Annotated in this window: 11 protein-coding genes; 4 read left to right on the forward strand and 7 right to left on the reverse strand. The window is 63.5% G+C overall.

Annotated elements, in window-relative coordinates; genetic code table 11:
• Positions 1-42: 42 nt before the first annotated feature.
• Both ACN19L_RS06335 and ACN19L_RS06340 read right to left on the reverse strand, forming a co-directional pair.
• Positions 43-1,014, reverse strand: a complete 972-nt coding sequence (locus ACN19L_RS06335) for an alpha/beta fold hydrolase (RefSeq protein WP_426492688.1) — start codon at positions 1,012-1,014, stop codon at positions 43-45.
• A 132-nt stretch (positions 1,015-1,146) separates the two neighbouring features.
• Positions 1,147-2,025, reverse strand: coding sequence for a helix-turn-helix domain-containing protein (locus ACN19L_RS06340; protein ID WP_426492689.1), 879 nt, complete (start codon positions 2,023-2,025; stop codon positions 1,147-1,149).
• A 330-nt stretch (positions 2,026-2,355) separates the two neighbouring features.
• On the opposite strand from ACN19L_RS06340, the gene ACN19L_RS06345 reads away from it, so the two are divergent.
• Genes ACN19L_RS06345 through ACN19L_RS06360 form a run of 4 tightly spaced genes read left to right on the forward strand, consistent with a single transcriptional unit; the run spans position 2,356 to position 7,131 of the window.
• Entirely contained in the window at positions 2,356-3,597 is a 1,242-nt protein-coding gene (locus tag ACN19L_RS06345; protein ID WP_426492690.1) for a DUF2264 domain-containing protein, read from the forward strand.
• A gap of 51 nt (positions 3,598-3,648) precedes the next feature.
• Positions 3,649-4,836 (forward strand): DUF4861 family protein, encoded by a 1,188-nt coding sequence (locus ACN19L_RS06350; RefSeq protein ID WP_426492691.1) that lies wholly within the window; start codon positions 3,649-3,651, stop codon positions 4,834-4,836.
• A 37-nt stretch (positions 4,837-4,873) separates the two neighbouring features.
• Positions 4,874-6,055 (forward strand): galactokinase, encoded by a 1,182-nt coding sequence (gene galK, locus ACN19L_RS06355; protein WP_426492692.1) that lies wholly within the window; start codon positions 4,874-4,876, stop codon positions 6,053-6,055.
• Positions 6,056-6,081: 26 nt separating this feature from the next.
• The gene (locus ACN19L_RS06360) at positions 6,082-7,131 is read left to right on the forward strand and encodes a UDP-glucose--hexose-1-phosphate uridylyltransferase (protein WP_426492693.1); all 1,050 of its coding nucleotides are present in this window, start codon (positions 6,082-6,084) and stop codon (positions 7,129-7,131) included.
• Positions 7,132-7,352: 221 nt separating this feature from the next.
• Here ACN19L_RS06360 and ACN19L_RS06365 read toward each other — a convergent pair whose 3' ends face one another.
• From ACN19L_RS06365 to ACN19L_RS06385, 5 genes are all read right to left on the reverse strand, one after another.
• A complete protein-coding gene (locus ACN19L_RS06365; RefSeq protein ID WP_426492694.1) occupies positions 7,353-9,257 on the reverse strand; it encodes a DUF294 nucleotidyltransferase-like domain-containing protein in 1,905 nt (634 codons plus the stop codon).
• A complete protein-coding gene (locus ACN19L_RS06370) occupies positions 9,250-9,954 on the reverse strand; it encodes an exonuclease domain-containing protein (RefSeq protein ID WP_426492695.1) in 705 nt (234 codons plus the stop codon). The genes ACN19L_RS06365 and ACN19L_RS06370 overlap by 8 nt, the downstream gene beginning before the upstream one ends.
• Before the next feature lie 11 nt (positions 9,955-9,965).
• On the reverse strand, positions 9,966-11,066 hold the full coding sequence (locus tag ACN19L_RS06375; RefSeq protein ID WP_426492696.1) for a LacI family DNA-binding transcriptional regulator: 1,101 nt from the start codon (positions 11,064-11,066) through the stop codon (positions 9,966-9,968).
• 189 nt (positions 11,067-11,255) lie between these two features.
• A complete protein-coding gene (gene araA / locus ACN19L_RS06380; RefSeq protein WP_426492697.1) occupies positions 11,256-12,746 on the reverse strand; it encodes an L-arabinose isomerase in 1,491 nt (496 codons plus the stop codon).
• Positions 12,747-12,860: 114 nt separating this feature from the next.
• The gene (locus ACN19L_RS06385; protein ID WP_426492698.1) at positions 12,861-13,559 is read right to left on the reverse strand and encodes an L-ribulose-5-phosphate 4-epimerase; all 699 of its coding nucleotides are present in this window, start codon (positions 13,557-13,559) and stop codon (positions 12,861-12,863) included.
• Positions 13,560-13,592 lie beyond the last annotated feature (33 nt).

A 13,592-nucleotide genomic window follows, 5' to 3' on the forward strand; every position in this document is an offset into this window, starting at 1 on the left:
TTTCCACTCGGCGGGGAAGGCCGGTTCGCGGTTAGTTAGCGTTTACTTTGCAGAAGCCTCGGCGGGTACGGAGTGGCGTTGGGCGGCGGGTTGCTGCAGAAAATCCAGCACCAGTTCCAGCACCTTGGCCGGCTTCTCCTCAAATAGGTAGTGCCCACTATCGAGAATCCCGACTACTTCCACATTCTCCGCCATGTAGGGCAGGCTCATGCGCAGGTAGCCGTATGATACGCAGCTCCCGATGCCCAGCACCGGCATGGTGAGGCGGCTGTACGTGGCGGCATCGGCAATATCTTGGTTGAAAGCCTGGTACCAGGCGTTGGCCGCGCGGATGCTCTCGGGCAGGTCATAGTGGGCGGCGTACACCGCCCGCTCGAACTCCGTCATGTGGCTGTCATCGAGCATCACGTAGGGGAACAGGTAGTCCAGCAGGTAGCGGAACCGCCCGGCCAGCAGCTGCTCCGGCAAGTGCTTCACCTGGTTCAGGGCCATCCACCACGCGTACGGCTGCTGCCCGTCCATTTTCTCCCCGAACGCGCCGGGGGCCGGCAGCAGCGGCATTTGCCGCATCCCTTCGCTGGGGTGTGCCCCGTCGGCCAGAATCAGTTTCTCAGTAGCCTCCGGGTAGTTGAACCCGAAGCTGGCGGCCACCATGCCGCCAATATCGTGGCCCAGCAGCGAAGCCCGGCTAATACCCAGGTGGCGCAGCAGCTCGTGCACGTCCTGGGCCATCGTCTTTTTATCGTAGCCGGTAGCGGGCTTGTCCGAGCTGCCCATGCCCCGGATATCGAGGATGATGACGCGGTGGTGCCGGGCCAGTTCGGCGGCAATGGGGTGGTAGGAATACCAGGTTTGGGGCCAGCCCGGCAGGCATACCAGCACCGGGCCCTGCCCGCCCTCCACGTAGTGCAGCCGCACCCCGTTCACGGTGGCGTAGTGGTTGGTGAAGCCGGGTAGTTGTTTGATCAGCTCCTCATCGGAGTAGGCCGCGGGAATGGCAGAAAGCGTGTGCATGTGCGTGTATGTGAGGGTGAATCCGCTGCCAACCGGAGGCAGCCGGAATTACCCCAAAGGTCAGCGGCGGCCCCGCGGCACCACGCCCAATTCTTGCGCACTACTTGTCGATTCTTGCTCTTTTAGATTGCTCTACCCCCGCTGGTACGCCTGGGGGCTCTGGCCCACGGCCCGCTTGAAAGCCGCCGCAAAGTGCGCCGGCGAGGCAAAGCCCAGCGCATCGCCAATGGCGGCTACCGGCAGCGCGCCGGCCCGCAGCAGCTCCCGGGCCCGCCGGATTTTCCACTCCAGCACGTATTGGTAGGGCGAGCGGCCGGTGGTGTGCTTGAAGCGCCGGGCGAAGTGAAACACGCTCAGGTTGGCCAGTTCCGCCAGCACCTCCAGCCGAACGGGTTGCTCTGCGTGGGCTTCCAGGTAGTCGTCCAGCCGGGCCAGCACCGCGGCGGGCAGCCCAGCCACGGCTTTGCCAGCCAGCCGCCGCTCAAACGAGGCGTAGTGCTGGATAAGATGGTAGCTGAAAGCGGTTATCAGCGACTCGGCGTAGAGCTGCCCCAGCGCGTGCGGTTGGCTGGCCGCCGTCAGCAAACTCACACCCACCTGGGCCAGCAACCCATCCTCGCACCGAAACCGCTCGTGCAGGGAAAAATACCGGAGGTCCAGGTCGCGGCGGGCCCGGGTTTCCAAGGCGGCGGCATCCAGATTCACCTGCACAATGTCCACCGGTCCGTCCCAGCCGAAAGCGCCGTATTCGCCACCCGGGTAGATGCCCACATCCCCGCTCCGAAACTGGTCGACCTCTAACCGGGGTCCGGTCTGGCGGCTGTTGATGATGGGCTCGTTGCCCTGGTGTATCAGAACGAGGTGCTGCTCGTGGGCGTGGGCCGGCAGCGTCATGGCCTCCAGCTGAAACCGCTCCACCCGCACTCCCGGCCAGGCCAGCTCCGCACTGCTGACCAGGGCCGGGCGCTCATATAGCTCCGAGGTGTACGTGTAGCGAGATGGTGCCTGCATGCTGCAAGTAACGGTGAAAGGCCGAAAATGATGGTGCGAGCGTCAGCCACCGGAAGCCGGCGCTACTTCAACATCCAACTAACCATAGGAACGGCACTAGCCGCAGCATGTTCCTCCGCAATCTGTATTCACCGGCTCGTGCCAGCCTGACAAACTGACTATTACCTGTAACGGCGTGCTCTTGCAGGAAAAGGGCTTACAGGCTACCGACGAATCTGCCCCTGCACTTTCCTTAAAAAAGCCCCCGATTCCGGGGGCTGCGTCTGCTACTATTGCTAGTGAATTTGTGGGTTCTTTGGATCTAGTAGTCCACTGACCGATTAACCGGGTATGCAACGACGTTCTTTCCTCACGGGCCTGGGAGCCGGAGTTTCGGTGCTGGCATTGCCGACGGCCGTTTCCGCCGCCGCTACCCTGCCCCCCGCCCCCAAACCTACCGACCGGGACTACTGGGTAGCTACGCTGTTGCGGGTGGCCGAACCGGTACTGACGGCCACGGCCCAGAACCAGCTGCGGGCCACCATGCCCGTGGAAACCGCCCCCGGCCACGAAGCGGGCCGCCGGCAGGTAACGCACCTGGAGGCCCTGGGCCGCACCCTGGCCGGTCTGGCCCCTTGGCTGGAACTGGCCGACGTGCCCGCTGCGGAACGCGCCCAGCAGCAGCGCTGCGCCGAGCTGGCCCGCCAGGCCATTGCTAACGCCGTGAATCCGCAGGCTGCTGATTTCATGAACTTCACCCAGGGCGGACAGCCGGTGGTGGATGCGGCCTTCCTGGCCCACGCCCTGCTGCGGGCCCCTACCCAGCTCTGGGAAAAGCTGCCCGAAACCGCCAGGCAACAGCTCACGGCAGCCCTGCAGAGCACCCGCGTTATCAAGCCTTACTACAGCAACTGGCTGCTGTTCAGCGCCATAATTGAGACCGCGCTGCTCCGGTTTACCGGCAGCGGCGACCTGATGCGCATGGATTACGCCATCAAAGAGCACCAGACCTGGTACAAGGGCGACGGCACCTACGGCGACGGGCCCGACTACCACTGGGACTACTACAACAGCTACGTGATTCAGCCCATGCTGCTGGACGTGGTGGGCACGCTGGTGGCCGCGGGCAAGGAGAACAAGGAGCTGCTGGAGAAGCTGCAGGCCCGGGCCCGGCGCTACGCCGCCGTGCAGGAGCGCCTCATTGCCCCCGATGGCTCGTTTGCCGCCTTCGGCCGCTCCCTGGCTTACCGCTGCGGGGCTTTCCAACATTTGGCGCAGGCCTCGTTGCAGAAGCTGCTGCCCGAGGAGTTGCCGGCCGGGCAGGTGCGCAACGCCCTCACGGCCGTTATCCGCCGCACCCTGGAGGCTAAGGGCACCTTTGATGCGAAGGGCTGGCTGCAGATTGGGCTGTGCGGGCACCAGCCCGGTATCGGGGAGCAGTACATTTCCACGGGCAGCCTGTACCTGTGCACCACGGCGTTTCTGCCGCTGGGCCTGCCCGCCACCGATGCCTTCTGGAGCAGCCCGGCCCAACCCTGGACGGCCCAGCGCATCTGGTCGGGGCAGGACGTCAAAACCGACCACGCCTCCTAACGCCCACCTTTGGCTGCCTACCCGGCAGCCGAACCTAACCTGCTTTTCCCGATGAATATATCCGCCCTGCTGCTTCCTTTTACCGCCCTGTTGCTGGGTGCCCGCCCGGCTCCGGTGCAGCAAACCGTAACGGTGCGCAACCGCCTGCCGGTGGCCCGCACGCAGGAAACCGTGAGCTTGCCGGTAAGCCAGCTCTCGAAGGCCATGCAGCAGCTGGGGCCCAACGGACTGGTGGTGAAGGACGCGCAGAGCGGCGCGGTACTGGTGAGCCAATGGCTGGATTTGAACGCCGACGGCCAGCCCGAGGAGCTGCTATTCCAGACCGACGTGCCAGCCAGGGGCACCCGCCGGTTTGTGCTTACGGCCGGCACGCCCCCAGCGGCCTCGCCTACCCTCACCACCTTCGCCCGCTTTGTGCCCGAGCGTACGGATGACTTTGCCTGGGAAAACGACCGGGTGGCCTTCCGCACCTACGGCCCCAACGCCCAGGAGCTCTTTGACCGCAAAGACCCCAACGGCACCCTCAGCAGCGGCATGGACTGCTGGCTGAAGCGCGTGCCCTACCCGATCATTGACAAGTGGTACGGCCGCCACGTGCACGAAAAGCCCTTTGCCTACCACACTGATACCGGTGAAGGTTACGACCCCTACCACGTGGGCAGCAGCCGCGGCACCGGCGGCACCGGCGTGCTCGACGGGGATAAGCTGTACGTCTCGCGCAACTTCACCGGCTACAAAGTGCTGGCCCTGGGGCCCATCCGCACGGTGTTTGAGTTGACGTATGCGCCCTGGGATGCCAACGGCCGCCGCGTGACGGAAACCAAGCGCATCAGCCTGGATTTGGGCTCCAACCTCACCCGCTACGAGGAGCACGTAGCGGCCGATAAGCCCCTGCCCAACCTCACCGTGGGCCTCACCCTGCACGAGCAGAAAGGCCAGGTGCAGGCCGACCCCAAAGCCGGCTGGGCCCGCTACTGGGAGAAAATCGACGACTCCTACCTGGGCACCGGCGTGGTGGTGGCCCCCGGCTACCTCACCGATTACCAGGACCACCGCTCCGCCCAGAAAGACCAGAGCCAGCTCTACCTCATAACTCGTCCCAAAGCCAGCCAGGTAGTGTTCTACGCCGGGTTCGGCTGGCAGAAAAGCGGACAGTTTGCTTCCGCTGAAGCCTGGGACGCCTACCTCTCCCATTTTGCAACCTGTCTGGCCTCCCCGCTTACGGTTTCCGTAAAATAAACTGCCGCGCAGATTTTTCTCTTTTTCCCCTTCTCTTATGCAAGCCCTCGTTCACGCCATTGCCAGCGCCTTCACCGATGCTTTCGGCCACGATGCCGCCCTGCTGGTGCGCGCCCCCGGCCGCGTCAACCTCATTGGTGAGCACACGGATTACAATGGTGGTTTTGTGCTGCCCGCCGCCATCAACAAGGAAATTTTCTTCGCCGTAGCCCCCAACGACCTGGGCCGCATCCGGCTGGTTTCCTACGACAAGCAGGAGCGCCACGAGGTGGAGCTGACCGGCGAGCAGCTCACGCCCGGTCCGGTGCAGTGGGCCAACTACCTGCTGGGCGTAGCGGCGCAGTTTCAGAAGCGCGGCCTGGCCGTCCAGGGTTTCGACTGCGTGTTCGGCGGCACCATTCCAATGGGCGCGGGCCTGTCGTCGTCGGCGGCCGTGGAGTGCGGTCTGGCCTATGCCCTGAACCAGCTGAACAACTACGGGCTGAACTCGCTGCAGCTGGCCCAGCTGGCCCAGAAGGCTGAGCACGAGTTTGCCGGCGTGCTGTGCGGGCTCATGGACCAGTTTGCCAGCATCATGAGCCGGGCCGGCCAGGTAGTGCGCCTCGACTGCCGCTCCCTGGAGTACGTGTACTTCCCCTTCGATACCCAGGCCGCCCAGGTGGTGCTGTGCAACTCCGGCGTAAAGCACAACCTCGCCGACTCGGAGTACAACGTGCGCCGCAGCCAGTGCGAGCGGGGTGTGGCGGTGCTGCGCCAGCACTACCCCACCATCCAAACCCTGCGCGACGTAACCCTGGCACAGCTACAAAAGCACCAGGCGGAACTGGATGAGCTGACGTACCGCCGCTGCCGCTACGTAATTGAGGAAAATGAGCGGGTGCTGCGTGCCTGCGACTACCTCACGGCCGGCGACCTTACCTCCTTCGGCCAGCGGATGTACGCCTCCCACGCCGGCCTGCGCGACGACTACGAGGTGAGCTGCCCCGAGCTGGACGTACTGGTGGAAGCCGCTCGCGACTTGCCCGGCGTGTTCGGTTCCCGCATGATGGGCGGCGGCTTTGGCGGCTGCACCATCAACCTGGTGGCTCCCGAGCACGTGGAGGATTTCGTGGCTGAAGTATCCCGGCGCTTCACCGCCCAGTATGGCCGTCCGCTGGAAACCTACCACGCCCACATTGTGGCGGGCGTGAGTGCCGTGCCCGCAACCGTTGGCGCTTAATTTCTGACTTGCTTTTCCCTTTTGCTGTGGCTGAATTTGATCTGACTGAACACCCGCACCGCCGCTACAACCCGCTCACCGGCGAGTGGCTGCTGGTTTCCCCGCACCGCTCCAAGCGCCCCTGGCAGGGCCAGCAGGAGGCCACCGACGAGGCCCCCCGCCCCGCCTACGACCCTACCTGCTACCTCTGCCCCGGCAACGTGCGCGCCAACGGGGAAGTAAACCCCGCCTACACCGGCACCTTCGTCTTCGACAACGATTTTGCCGCCCTGCTGGCCGATACACCCGTGGGCGAGGTCAACATTGGCGGGCTCTTGCGGGCCGAGGCCGAATCGGGGGTGGGCCGGGTCATCTGCTTCTCGCCCCGTCACGATTTAACCCTGCCCGAAATGAGCCCGGAGGCTATTCGCGGGGTGGTGGACGTGTGGACCGCGCAGTTCCAGGAGCTGGGTGCCCGCCCGGACATCAACTACGTGCAGATTTTTGAGAACAAGGGCCAGGTGATGGGCTGCTCCAACCCCCACCCCCACGGCCAGATCTGGGCTCAGCGCACCGTGCCCGGCGAGCCGGCCAAGGAAACCCGGCAGCAAGAGGCCTACTTCCAGCAGCACGGCCGCAGCCTGCTTTCGGATTACCTGGCCCTGGAGCTGGAGCAGCAGCAGCGCGTGGTGCTGGCAAACGCGCACTGGGTGACGGTGGTGCCCTACTGGGCCATCTGGCCCTTCGAGACGCTGGTGCTGCCCCGCCGCCACGTGCAGGACCTGACCCAGCTCACGGGCGAGGAAAAGGACGCGCTGGCCGACATGATCCGCCAGCTCACCATCCGCTACGACAACCTGTTCCAGACCTCCTTCCCCTACTCCGCCGGCCTGCACCAGCGCCCCACCGACGGCCAGGAGCACGAGGCCTGGCACCTGCACCTGCACTTCTACCCCCCGCTATTGCGCTCGGCCACCGTACGCAAGTTCATGGTGGGCTACGAGCTGCTCGGCAACGCCCAGCGCGACATCACTCCCGAAGCCGCCGCCCAGCGCCTGCGCCAGCTGCCTGACGTGCACTATAAAGCTGCCCGTTAGTAGCTCATCTGACTACCAGTGGTACCAAAAGGGAGCCGGAAATGAATTTCCGGCTCCCTTTTGGTACCACTGAATTACGCCTGCACGTCATTCCGAGCGGAGCCGAGGAATCTCGCGTGCTGATGTTGTAATAATAATCCAACGTCAGCACGCGAGAATCCTCGGCTCCGCTCGGAATGACGTTCTAATTTTTATCTAGATAAGTGCCCGGCAGTGCAGCCCTAGAACGATTTGGTGAAGTTGACTTTGATTTTCACCTGGAAGTCGCCGATGACCTTGAAGATTTCCTTGAGGGTGACCTGCTCTACCTGGGTGAGCTTTTTGGGGTCGAGGTAGTTGGTGGGGGCGGCGTGGTCGTTGATGAGCTGGCGGGCCTGTTTCTGCAGGCGCATGCCCATGAGGTAGTAGTAGGCCTGCAGCAGCTCCTGGTACTCCTGCTCCCGAAACACGCCCAGCTCCCGCAGCCGGGCCAGCCGCTCGCCGGTATTGGTAAGGAACACCCGGTTTTGCAGGGCGTACACGCGCACCAGGTCCACGATGGGGGCCATGGCTTTTTTCAGGTCGAACACCTGCTGCCCGTCCTGAGCGAAGGTGCGGAAGCCGCGGAAGAACGTGAGCGGAGGCTCGTACTGCAGCGCGTTTTTGGCCATATAGAATAGAAACCGCTCCAGCGGCTGGACCAGCTCTTCGCGCAGAAAGCCCTGCAATTCGTCAATCAGCGTGAAGTCGCCGTACAGGCCCCGGCAGTCGAAGAAAGTAGCCATCTGCATCACCGTTTCGGGGTTCGACTCGCTCATCCACTGCCGATAGTAGCCCTTCCAGTACGAGAGGGAGTGCGTCCACTTGGAGTTTTTGGCCATGAAACCGCCCGTACAGTAGTGCAACCCAATGTGGTTCAGTTCATCCGACACCCGGGTGGCAAACCGCAGGAAATAGTCGCGCACCATGGTGCGCTGCTCGTTGGCCTTGTCCTCGTAGATGATGGCGTTGTCCTGGTCGGTGGCCAGGGTTTGCTCCTTGCGGCCCTCACTGCCCAGCACCATAAACACGAAGCGGGCCGGGGCCGGCCCCAGCTCGGCCAGGGCCTGTTCAATCACCTTCAGGGCAATGGTATCGGCCACGGTGGTGATTACCTGGTTCACGATGTCGGCCTTCACGCCCCGGCTCAGCAGCTGGTTCACAATGTCGGGCACCATCTCCCAGCGGCGCTTCAGCTCCCGGGTGCTCTGGGCCAGCTTCACGGCCTGAATGAACATAAACGGTGACTGGGCCAAATCCGCCAGCAGCTTGTTGCGGCTCAGAAAGCCTACGTACTCACCCCGGTTTTCCACCAGCAGGTAGCGGGTTTTGGTCTGGAACATCCGCAGCACGGCCTCATACACGAAGGCATCCTGATTGATGCTTACCAGCGGGGTGGCGGCCACCTCGCCCACCGGCCCGCGGGCGTCGCGGCACTGGGCTAGTACGGCGTCGCGCAGGGTAATATCGGTGCAGTACCCTACGATGGGCCCGCCCGGCTCCTGCTCCACAAACAGGCAGCTCACCTTAGCGGCAGCCATGCGGCGGGCGGCTTCAAAAATAGGTTCCTGGCTGGCACAACGCACCAGCTCCCGCACTTCCAGGGTGCTGATACGGCGCGAAAACAGCTGGTCGGCTACCAGAAAATTCTGCTGGGGCGGCGAGTCGGGCTTCACGAAGTGGGCATACTCCTCGTTGAGCATCCGCTCCCCGTACCGGGCCGTGAAGTAGGTAAAAAACGGCTCGTAGGCCAGGCACAGGGCCCGAAAGTCGCGGCGGGGCAGCTGCAGCACCCGCGTGCCCTTCAGCACCACCACCGTGCGCAACGAGCGTTTCTTGTTGAGCAGAATGGACATGCCCCCGTAGCAGGTACCCGGGCCGTAGAGCTCGGGCAGGCGCTTGTGCTGCTCACTATCGAAGAAAAACGTTTCGTAGCCGCCTTCCACGATAATATCGAGGTGGCGCAGTTTGGTCACGTCCTGCTGGTACAGCAGCGTTTCGCGGGGGTGTTGCACTTCCGTCAACAACTCTCCCAGCCCACTCAGTACTTCCTCGGGCAGCAGGTTGAAGGGCGCAACGGTACGCAGAAAAGCGAGGCGGTTATCCATGCCAAAACAGGTAAAGCAGTACAAACGCGCCCACCAGGCCCAGCACCCAGGGCCAGAGCGAAAAGCGCGGGGCAACCTCGGTGGGCTCCGTGAGCAGCGGCTGGCCATTAAGCACCGCATCCGGAATCAGCTGGCGGCGGCGCAGTTCAAAGAAACACCGGGCCGTGGCTTCCGCATCCAGGCGCGCGTCGTGCAGGCGGGCCATGGGCTCCCGAAACAGCAGCTCGTGCAGCTCGCCCAGCCGGAGCGGGCGCCCGCCCGGGTGCAGGCCAGGGGCGGCGCTGAGCTGCATGGTGCAAAACTGCGGCAGGGCCGGCAGCGGGTTTGGCAGGGCCGCACGCCGCAGCGCAGCCCCCAACACATGAAAATCCAGCCGCAGAAAATGCCCTATCACCCGGGGCTGATAGCGGCGCAAATCGGCCAAAAAGGTATTGAGCACCTGGATGGGCTCTTGCCCGTGGGCAGCCAGAAAATCGGCCGTCAGCCCATGAATGGCCACCGACTGGGCGGGTAGCTCAGCTGCCGATATCGGCAGATACGCTTCAAATGCCTTCACCAGCTCGCCCGCTTCGGTGTACACCTGCCAGGCCACCTGCACTACCCGCGGCCACTCCCACTCCTCGCTGTAGGGGCGGTGCCAACGGGCGGGCAGGCCGGTAGTTTCGGTATCCACGAAGAGCAGGTACTTGCTGGTCATTGCAGGAGTTACTAACGGGCCGCAGCGTTGGCCTGCCTGCCCGAAGCTGGTGGAGCCGCCGCTTCCCGCTGCGACGATTCGCGGATGAGCAACTGGGGCGGCAGCACCGTTTGGCGGGGCGTGAAGGGGGTGCCGGCGGCCTCAATCAACTCCAGCAGCAGCTGTACCGCAGCCTGGCCCATCTCATTGCAGCGCTGGTCGACGGTGGTGAGAGTGGGCCGCGTGATAAGCGTAAAGGCCTCGTTGCTGAACCCGGCCACCGCTATTTCCTCGGGCACCCGGCAGCCCTGGGCCTGCGCCTCCTGCAGGGCCCCCAGCGCGGCATAGTCGCCGGCGGCGAATACGGCATCGGGCGGCTGCGGCAGGGCCAGCCAGCCGCGCATGGCCTGGGCAGCTTCCGCCTGGGTCATGTCAGAAAAGCAGATCAGGGCCTCGTCGGGGGCCAGACCGGCGTCGCGCAGCGCGGCCACGTAGCCCTGGTGGCGCTGCCGGTAAATGCTCAGGTGCTGGGGCCCGGCCAGATGGGCAATGCGCCGGCAGCCCTGGGCCAGTAGGTGGCGGGTTGACTGGTACGCGCCCTCGTAATCGTTGAGGACTACGGCATTAACAGCAGCGCCCTCGGGGCTCCGGTCGAAAAACACCAGCGGCAGCCCCCGGGCCTGCACCTTGTCAAAGTGCGTGAGCTCCCGGGTAGTGCGCGACAACGACACCAGAATACCGGCCACCTGGGCGCTCAGCAAGGCCTCCACGTTGCGCTGCTCCTGCTCAGCATCCTCGTGCGACTGGCAAATGATGACGTTGTAGCCGGCCCGGCTGGCGGCCGTTTCAATGCCGTGCACTACCGAGGGGAAAAACCGCCCTTCGATGTAAGGCACGATGATGCCCAGCAGCTTGCTACGGCCCTTGCGCAGGGCCGAGGCCACCCGGTTGGGCTGGTAATTGTACTTCTTGGCCAGCTTCTGCACCTTCCGCTTCATCTCCGGCCCGATGCTGTGATGGTCGCTCAGGGCCCGCGAAATAGTAGTCATGGACACGCCCAGCTCCCGGGCCAGGTCGGCCATGGAAACGGGCGAGTGGGGCGCGGCGTCGGTGGTTTTTTTACGAGGAGGCATAGCCGGTTATCAGTTCAGGGCGCGGAAGCTGTTTGGCACTCGGGCAACCCGTCAGGCAGAGTAGCTTCAAACACAAAGGTAGGAGGAATGAAAGCTGACCACTTAAAACAAGGGCGTCATGCGGAGTTGATAAAAGCTGCTACTAGTGGTGTAGCTATAATCAACTCCGCATGACGCCCTAATCAGCTTCTAGCGCCCGCCAAAGGCCACCTCGTTGTAGCGCAGCTCGTTTTTGAAGGTGCGCAGCCTGGTTGCTTCGTCAATCACCAGGCACTCGATACCGGCCATTTCGGCGAAGTCCTCCAGATACTCGGTGGTCAGGTTCTGGCTGTAGCCGGTGTGGTGAGCCCCGCCGGCCAGAATCCAGGCGGCCGCTCCGGTAGCCAGGTCGGGCTGCACTTTCCACAGCACCCGGGCCACAGGCAGCTTAGGCAACTCCTGCTCCGGCGCCACGGCCTCTACCTCGTTCACCACCAGCCGGAAGCGGTGGCCCAGGTCCACGATGGTGGCATTGAGGGCGGGGCCGGCCGGGCAGTTGAACACCAAGCGGGCCGGGTCGGCTTTGCCACCGATGCCCAAGGGGTGCACCTCTACCTTGGCCTGGCCCTCAGCAATGCTGGGGCAGATTTCCAGCATGTGCGAGCCTAGCACCAGCTCGTTGCCGGGCTGAAAGTGGTAGGTGTAGTCTTCCATGAAGGAGTTGCCGCCGGGCAGGCCCGCGCCCATCACCTTCATGGCCCGCACCAGGGCCGAGGTTTTCCAGTCCCCTTCTCCCCCAAAGCCGTAGCCCTCGGCCATCAGGCGCTGGGTGGCAATGCCGGGCAGCTGGGCCATGCCGTGCAAATCCTCGAAGGTATCGGTGAAGCCAATGGCCTTCTTCTCCTGCAGAAACTGGCGCATGCCGGCCTCAATGCGGGCGGCCTCGCGCAGGCTTTCCCGCTGGCTGCCGCCGGCCCGCAGCGTGTCGCCCAGCTCGTACTGCTGCTCGTAGGTAGCCAGCAGCTCGTTTACCTGCTCCTCGCTCACGGCGTTAATCACGGCCACCAAATCTCCGATGCCGTAGGTATTCACCTCGTAGCCGAACTGCAGCTCGGCCTCTACTTTATCGCCTTCGGTTACGGCTACGTAGCGCATGTTGTCGCCGAAGCGCACGATGCGGCCGCCCTGCCAGTCGGCCCAGGCGCAGGCGGCGCGGGCCCAGATGCTCAGCCGCTCGTGCACCCCGGCACTCTGCCAGTGGCCCACCACCACCTTGCGCTTCAGCCGCATACGGGCCCCGATGAAGCCAAACTCCCGGTCGCCGTGCGCCGATTGGTTGGTGTTCATGAAGTCCATGTCAATGTCCTGCCAGGGAATGTCCCGGTTGAACTGGGTGTGCAGGTGGGCCAGCGGCTTCTGCAGAATCTTCAGGCCGTTGATCCACATTTTGGCCGGCGAGAAGGTGTGCATCCAGGCAATCAGGCCCACGCAGCCGGGCGTGGTGTTGGCCTCCTGCATCAGCTGGTAGATTTCCTGGGGGCCGGTGAGCACCGGCTTGTACACCACTTTCACGGGCAGCGCGGAGCTCAGGGCCTCGGCAATCTGCCGGGAGTGTTGGGCCACTTGTTCCAGGGTTTCGGGACCATAGAGGTGCTGGCTACCCGTGATAAACCAGACTTCGGAGTGCGAAAGATCAAGCATGAGAAAAGGGAGCCCCACTGCCCCGCCCGCCAGGCCGTTAAGACTGGCAGCCGCAAGGGTCAGCATTTTCGGCTATTTTTAAATTATCGATTGTGTAAAACGAGCAAAAAAACATCAGCAGGATTGCCCGTAGTAGGAGTTGGCGCCGTGCTTTCGCTCGTAGTGTTTTTGCACAAGGGCTTCTTTCAGGCGGGGCACCTCCGGGCGCAGGGTGCAGCTCAGGTAGGCCATGCGGGCTACTTCCTCCAGTACGGCACTGTTGTACACGGCTTTGTCCACCGTTTTGCCCCAGGTGAAGGGCGCGTGGTTGCCCACCAGCACCATTTCTACCTCCGTAGGCGTGAGGCCCCGGCGCTGAAACTCGTTGATGATTTGCCACCCAGTCTGGTGCTCGTAGTCGCCCCGGATAAGCTCGTCGCTCATCGGTGGGGCGCAGGGCACGTCCACGGTGAGGTGGTCGGCGTGGGTAGTGCCTAGGATAGGAATGTCCAGCTGCGTTTGGGCCCAGGCCGTGGCATAGGTGCTGTGCGTGTGCACAATGCCGCCAATTTCTTCCCAGTGCGAATAGAGTACCGCGTGCGTTTTGGTATCCGACGAGGGCCGCTTCTCCCCTTCTACTACCTGGCCGGCAAAGTCCACAATCACCATGTCCTCGGGGCGCAGCGTCTCGTAGGGCACGCCGCTGGGCTTGATGGCAAACACGCGGTTTTCACGGTCCACTACGCTCACGTTGCCGAAGGTGAACAGCACCAGCCCCAGTTTGGGCAACTGCATGTTGGCCTCGTAGCAGCTTTGTTTCAGGGTGTAATACATGTTGGTTTTTGGTTGGTTGTTGTTGGTTTCTGG

This window comes from Hymenobacter sp. 102 (assembly GCF_049949205.1).
In the GTDB taxonomy this organism is placed as follows: domain Bacteria; phylum Bacteroidota; class Bacteroidia; order Cytophagales; family Hymenobacteraceae; genus Hymenobacter.

What these genes read in the sequence shown, in the direction of transcription:
- ACN19L_RS06375 (WP_426492696.1), bottom strand. Translation starts at nt 11,066, where the DNA reads ATGCCTCCTCGTAAAAAAACCACCGACGCCGCGCCCCACTCGCCCGTT.
- ACN19L_RS06345 (WP_426492690.1), top strand. Translation starts at nt 2,356, where the DNA reads ATGCAACGACGTTCTTTCCTCACGGGCCTGGGAGCCGGAGTTTCGGTG.
- ACN19L_RS06385 (WP_426492698.1), bottom strand. Translation starts at nt 13,559, where the DNA reads ATGTATTACACCCTGAAACAAAGCTGCTACGAGGCCAACATGCAGTTG.
- galK (WP_426492692.1), top strand. Translation starts at nt 4,874, where the DNA reads ATGCAAGCCCTCGTTCACGCCATTGCCAGCGCCTTCACCGATGCTTTC.
- ACN19L_RS06335 (WP_426492688.1), bottom strand. Translation starts at nt 1,014, where the DNA reads ATGCACACGCTTTCTGCCATTCCCGCGGCCTACTCCGATGAGGAGCTG.
- ACN19L_RS06370 (WP_426492695.1), bottom strand. Translation starts at nt 9,954, where the DNA reads ATGACCAGCAAGTACCTGCTCTTCGTGGATACCGAAACTACCGGCCTG.
- araA (WP_426492697.1), bottom strand. Translation starts at nt 12,746, where the DNA reads ATGCTTGATCTTTCGCACTCCGAAGTCTGGTTTATCACGGGTAGCCAG.
- ACN19L_RS06340 (WP_426492689.1), bottom strand. Translation starts at nt 2,025, where the DNA reads ATGCAGGCACCATCTCGCTACACGTACACCTCGGAGCTATATGAGCGC.
- ACN19L_RS06365 (WP_426492694.1), bottom strand. Translation starts at nt 9,257, where the DNA reads ATGGATAACCGCCTCGCTTTTCTGCGTACCGTTGCGCCCTTCAACCTG.
- ACN19L_RS06350 (WP_426492691.1), top strand. Translation starts at nt 3,649, where the DNA reads ATGAATATATCCGCCCTGCTGCTTCCTTTTACCGCCCTGTTGCTGGGT.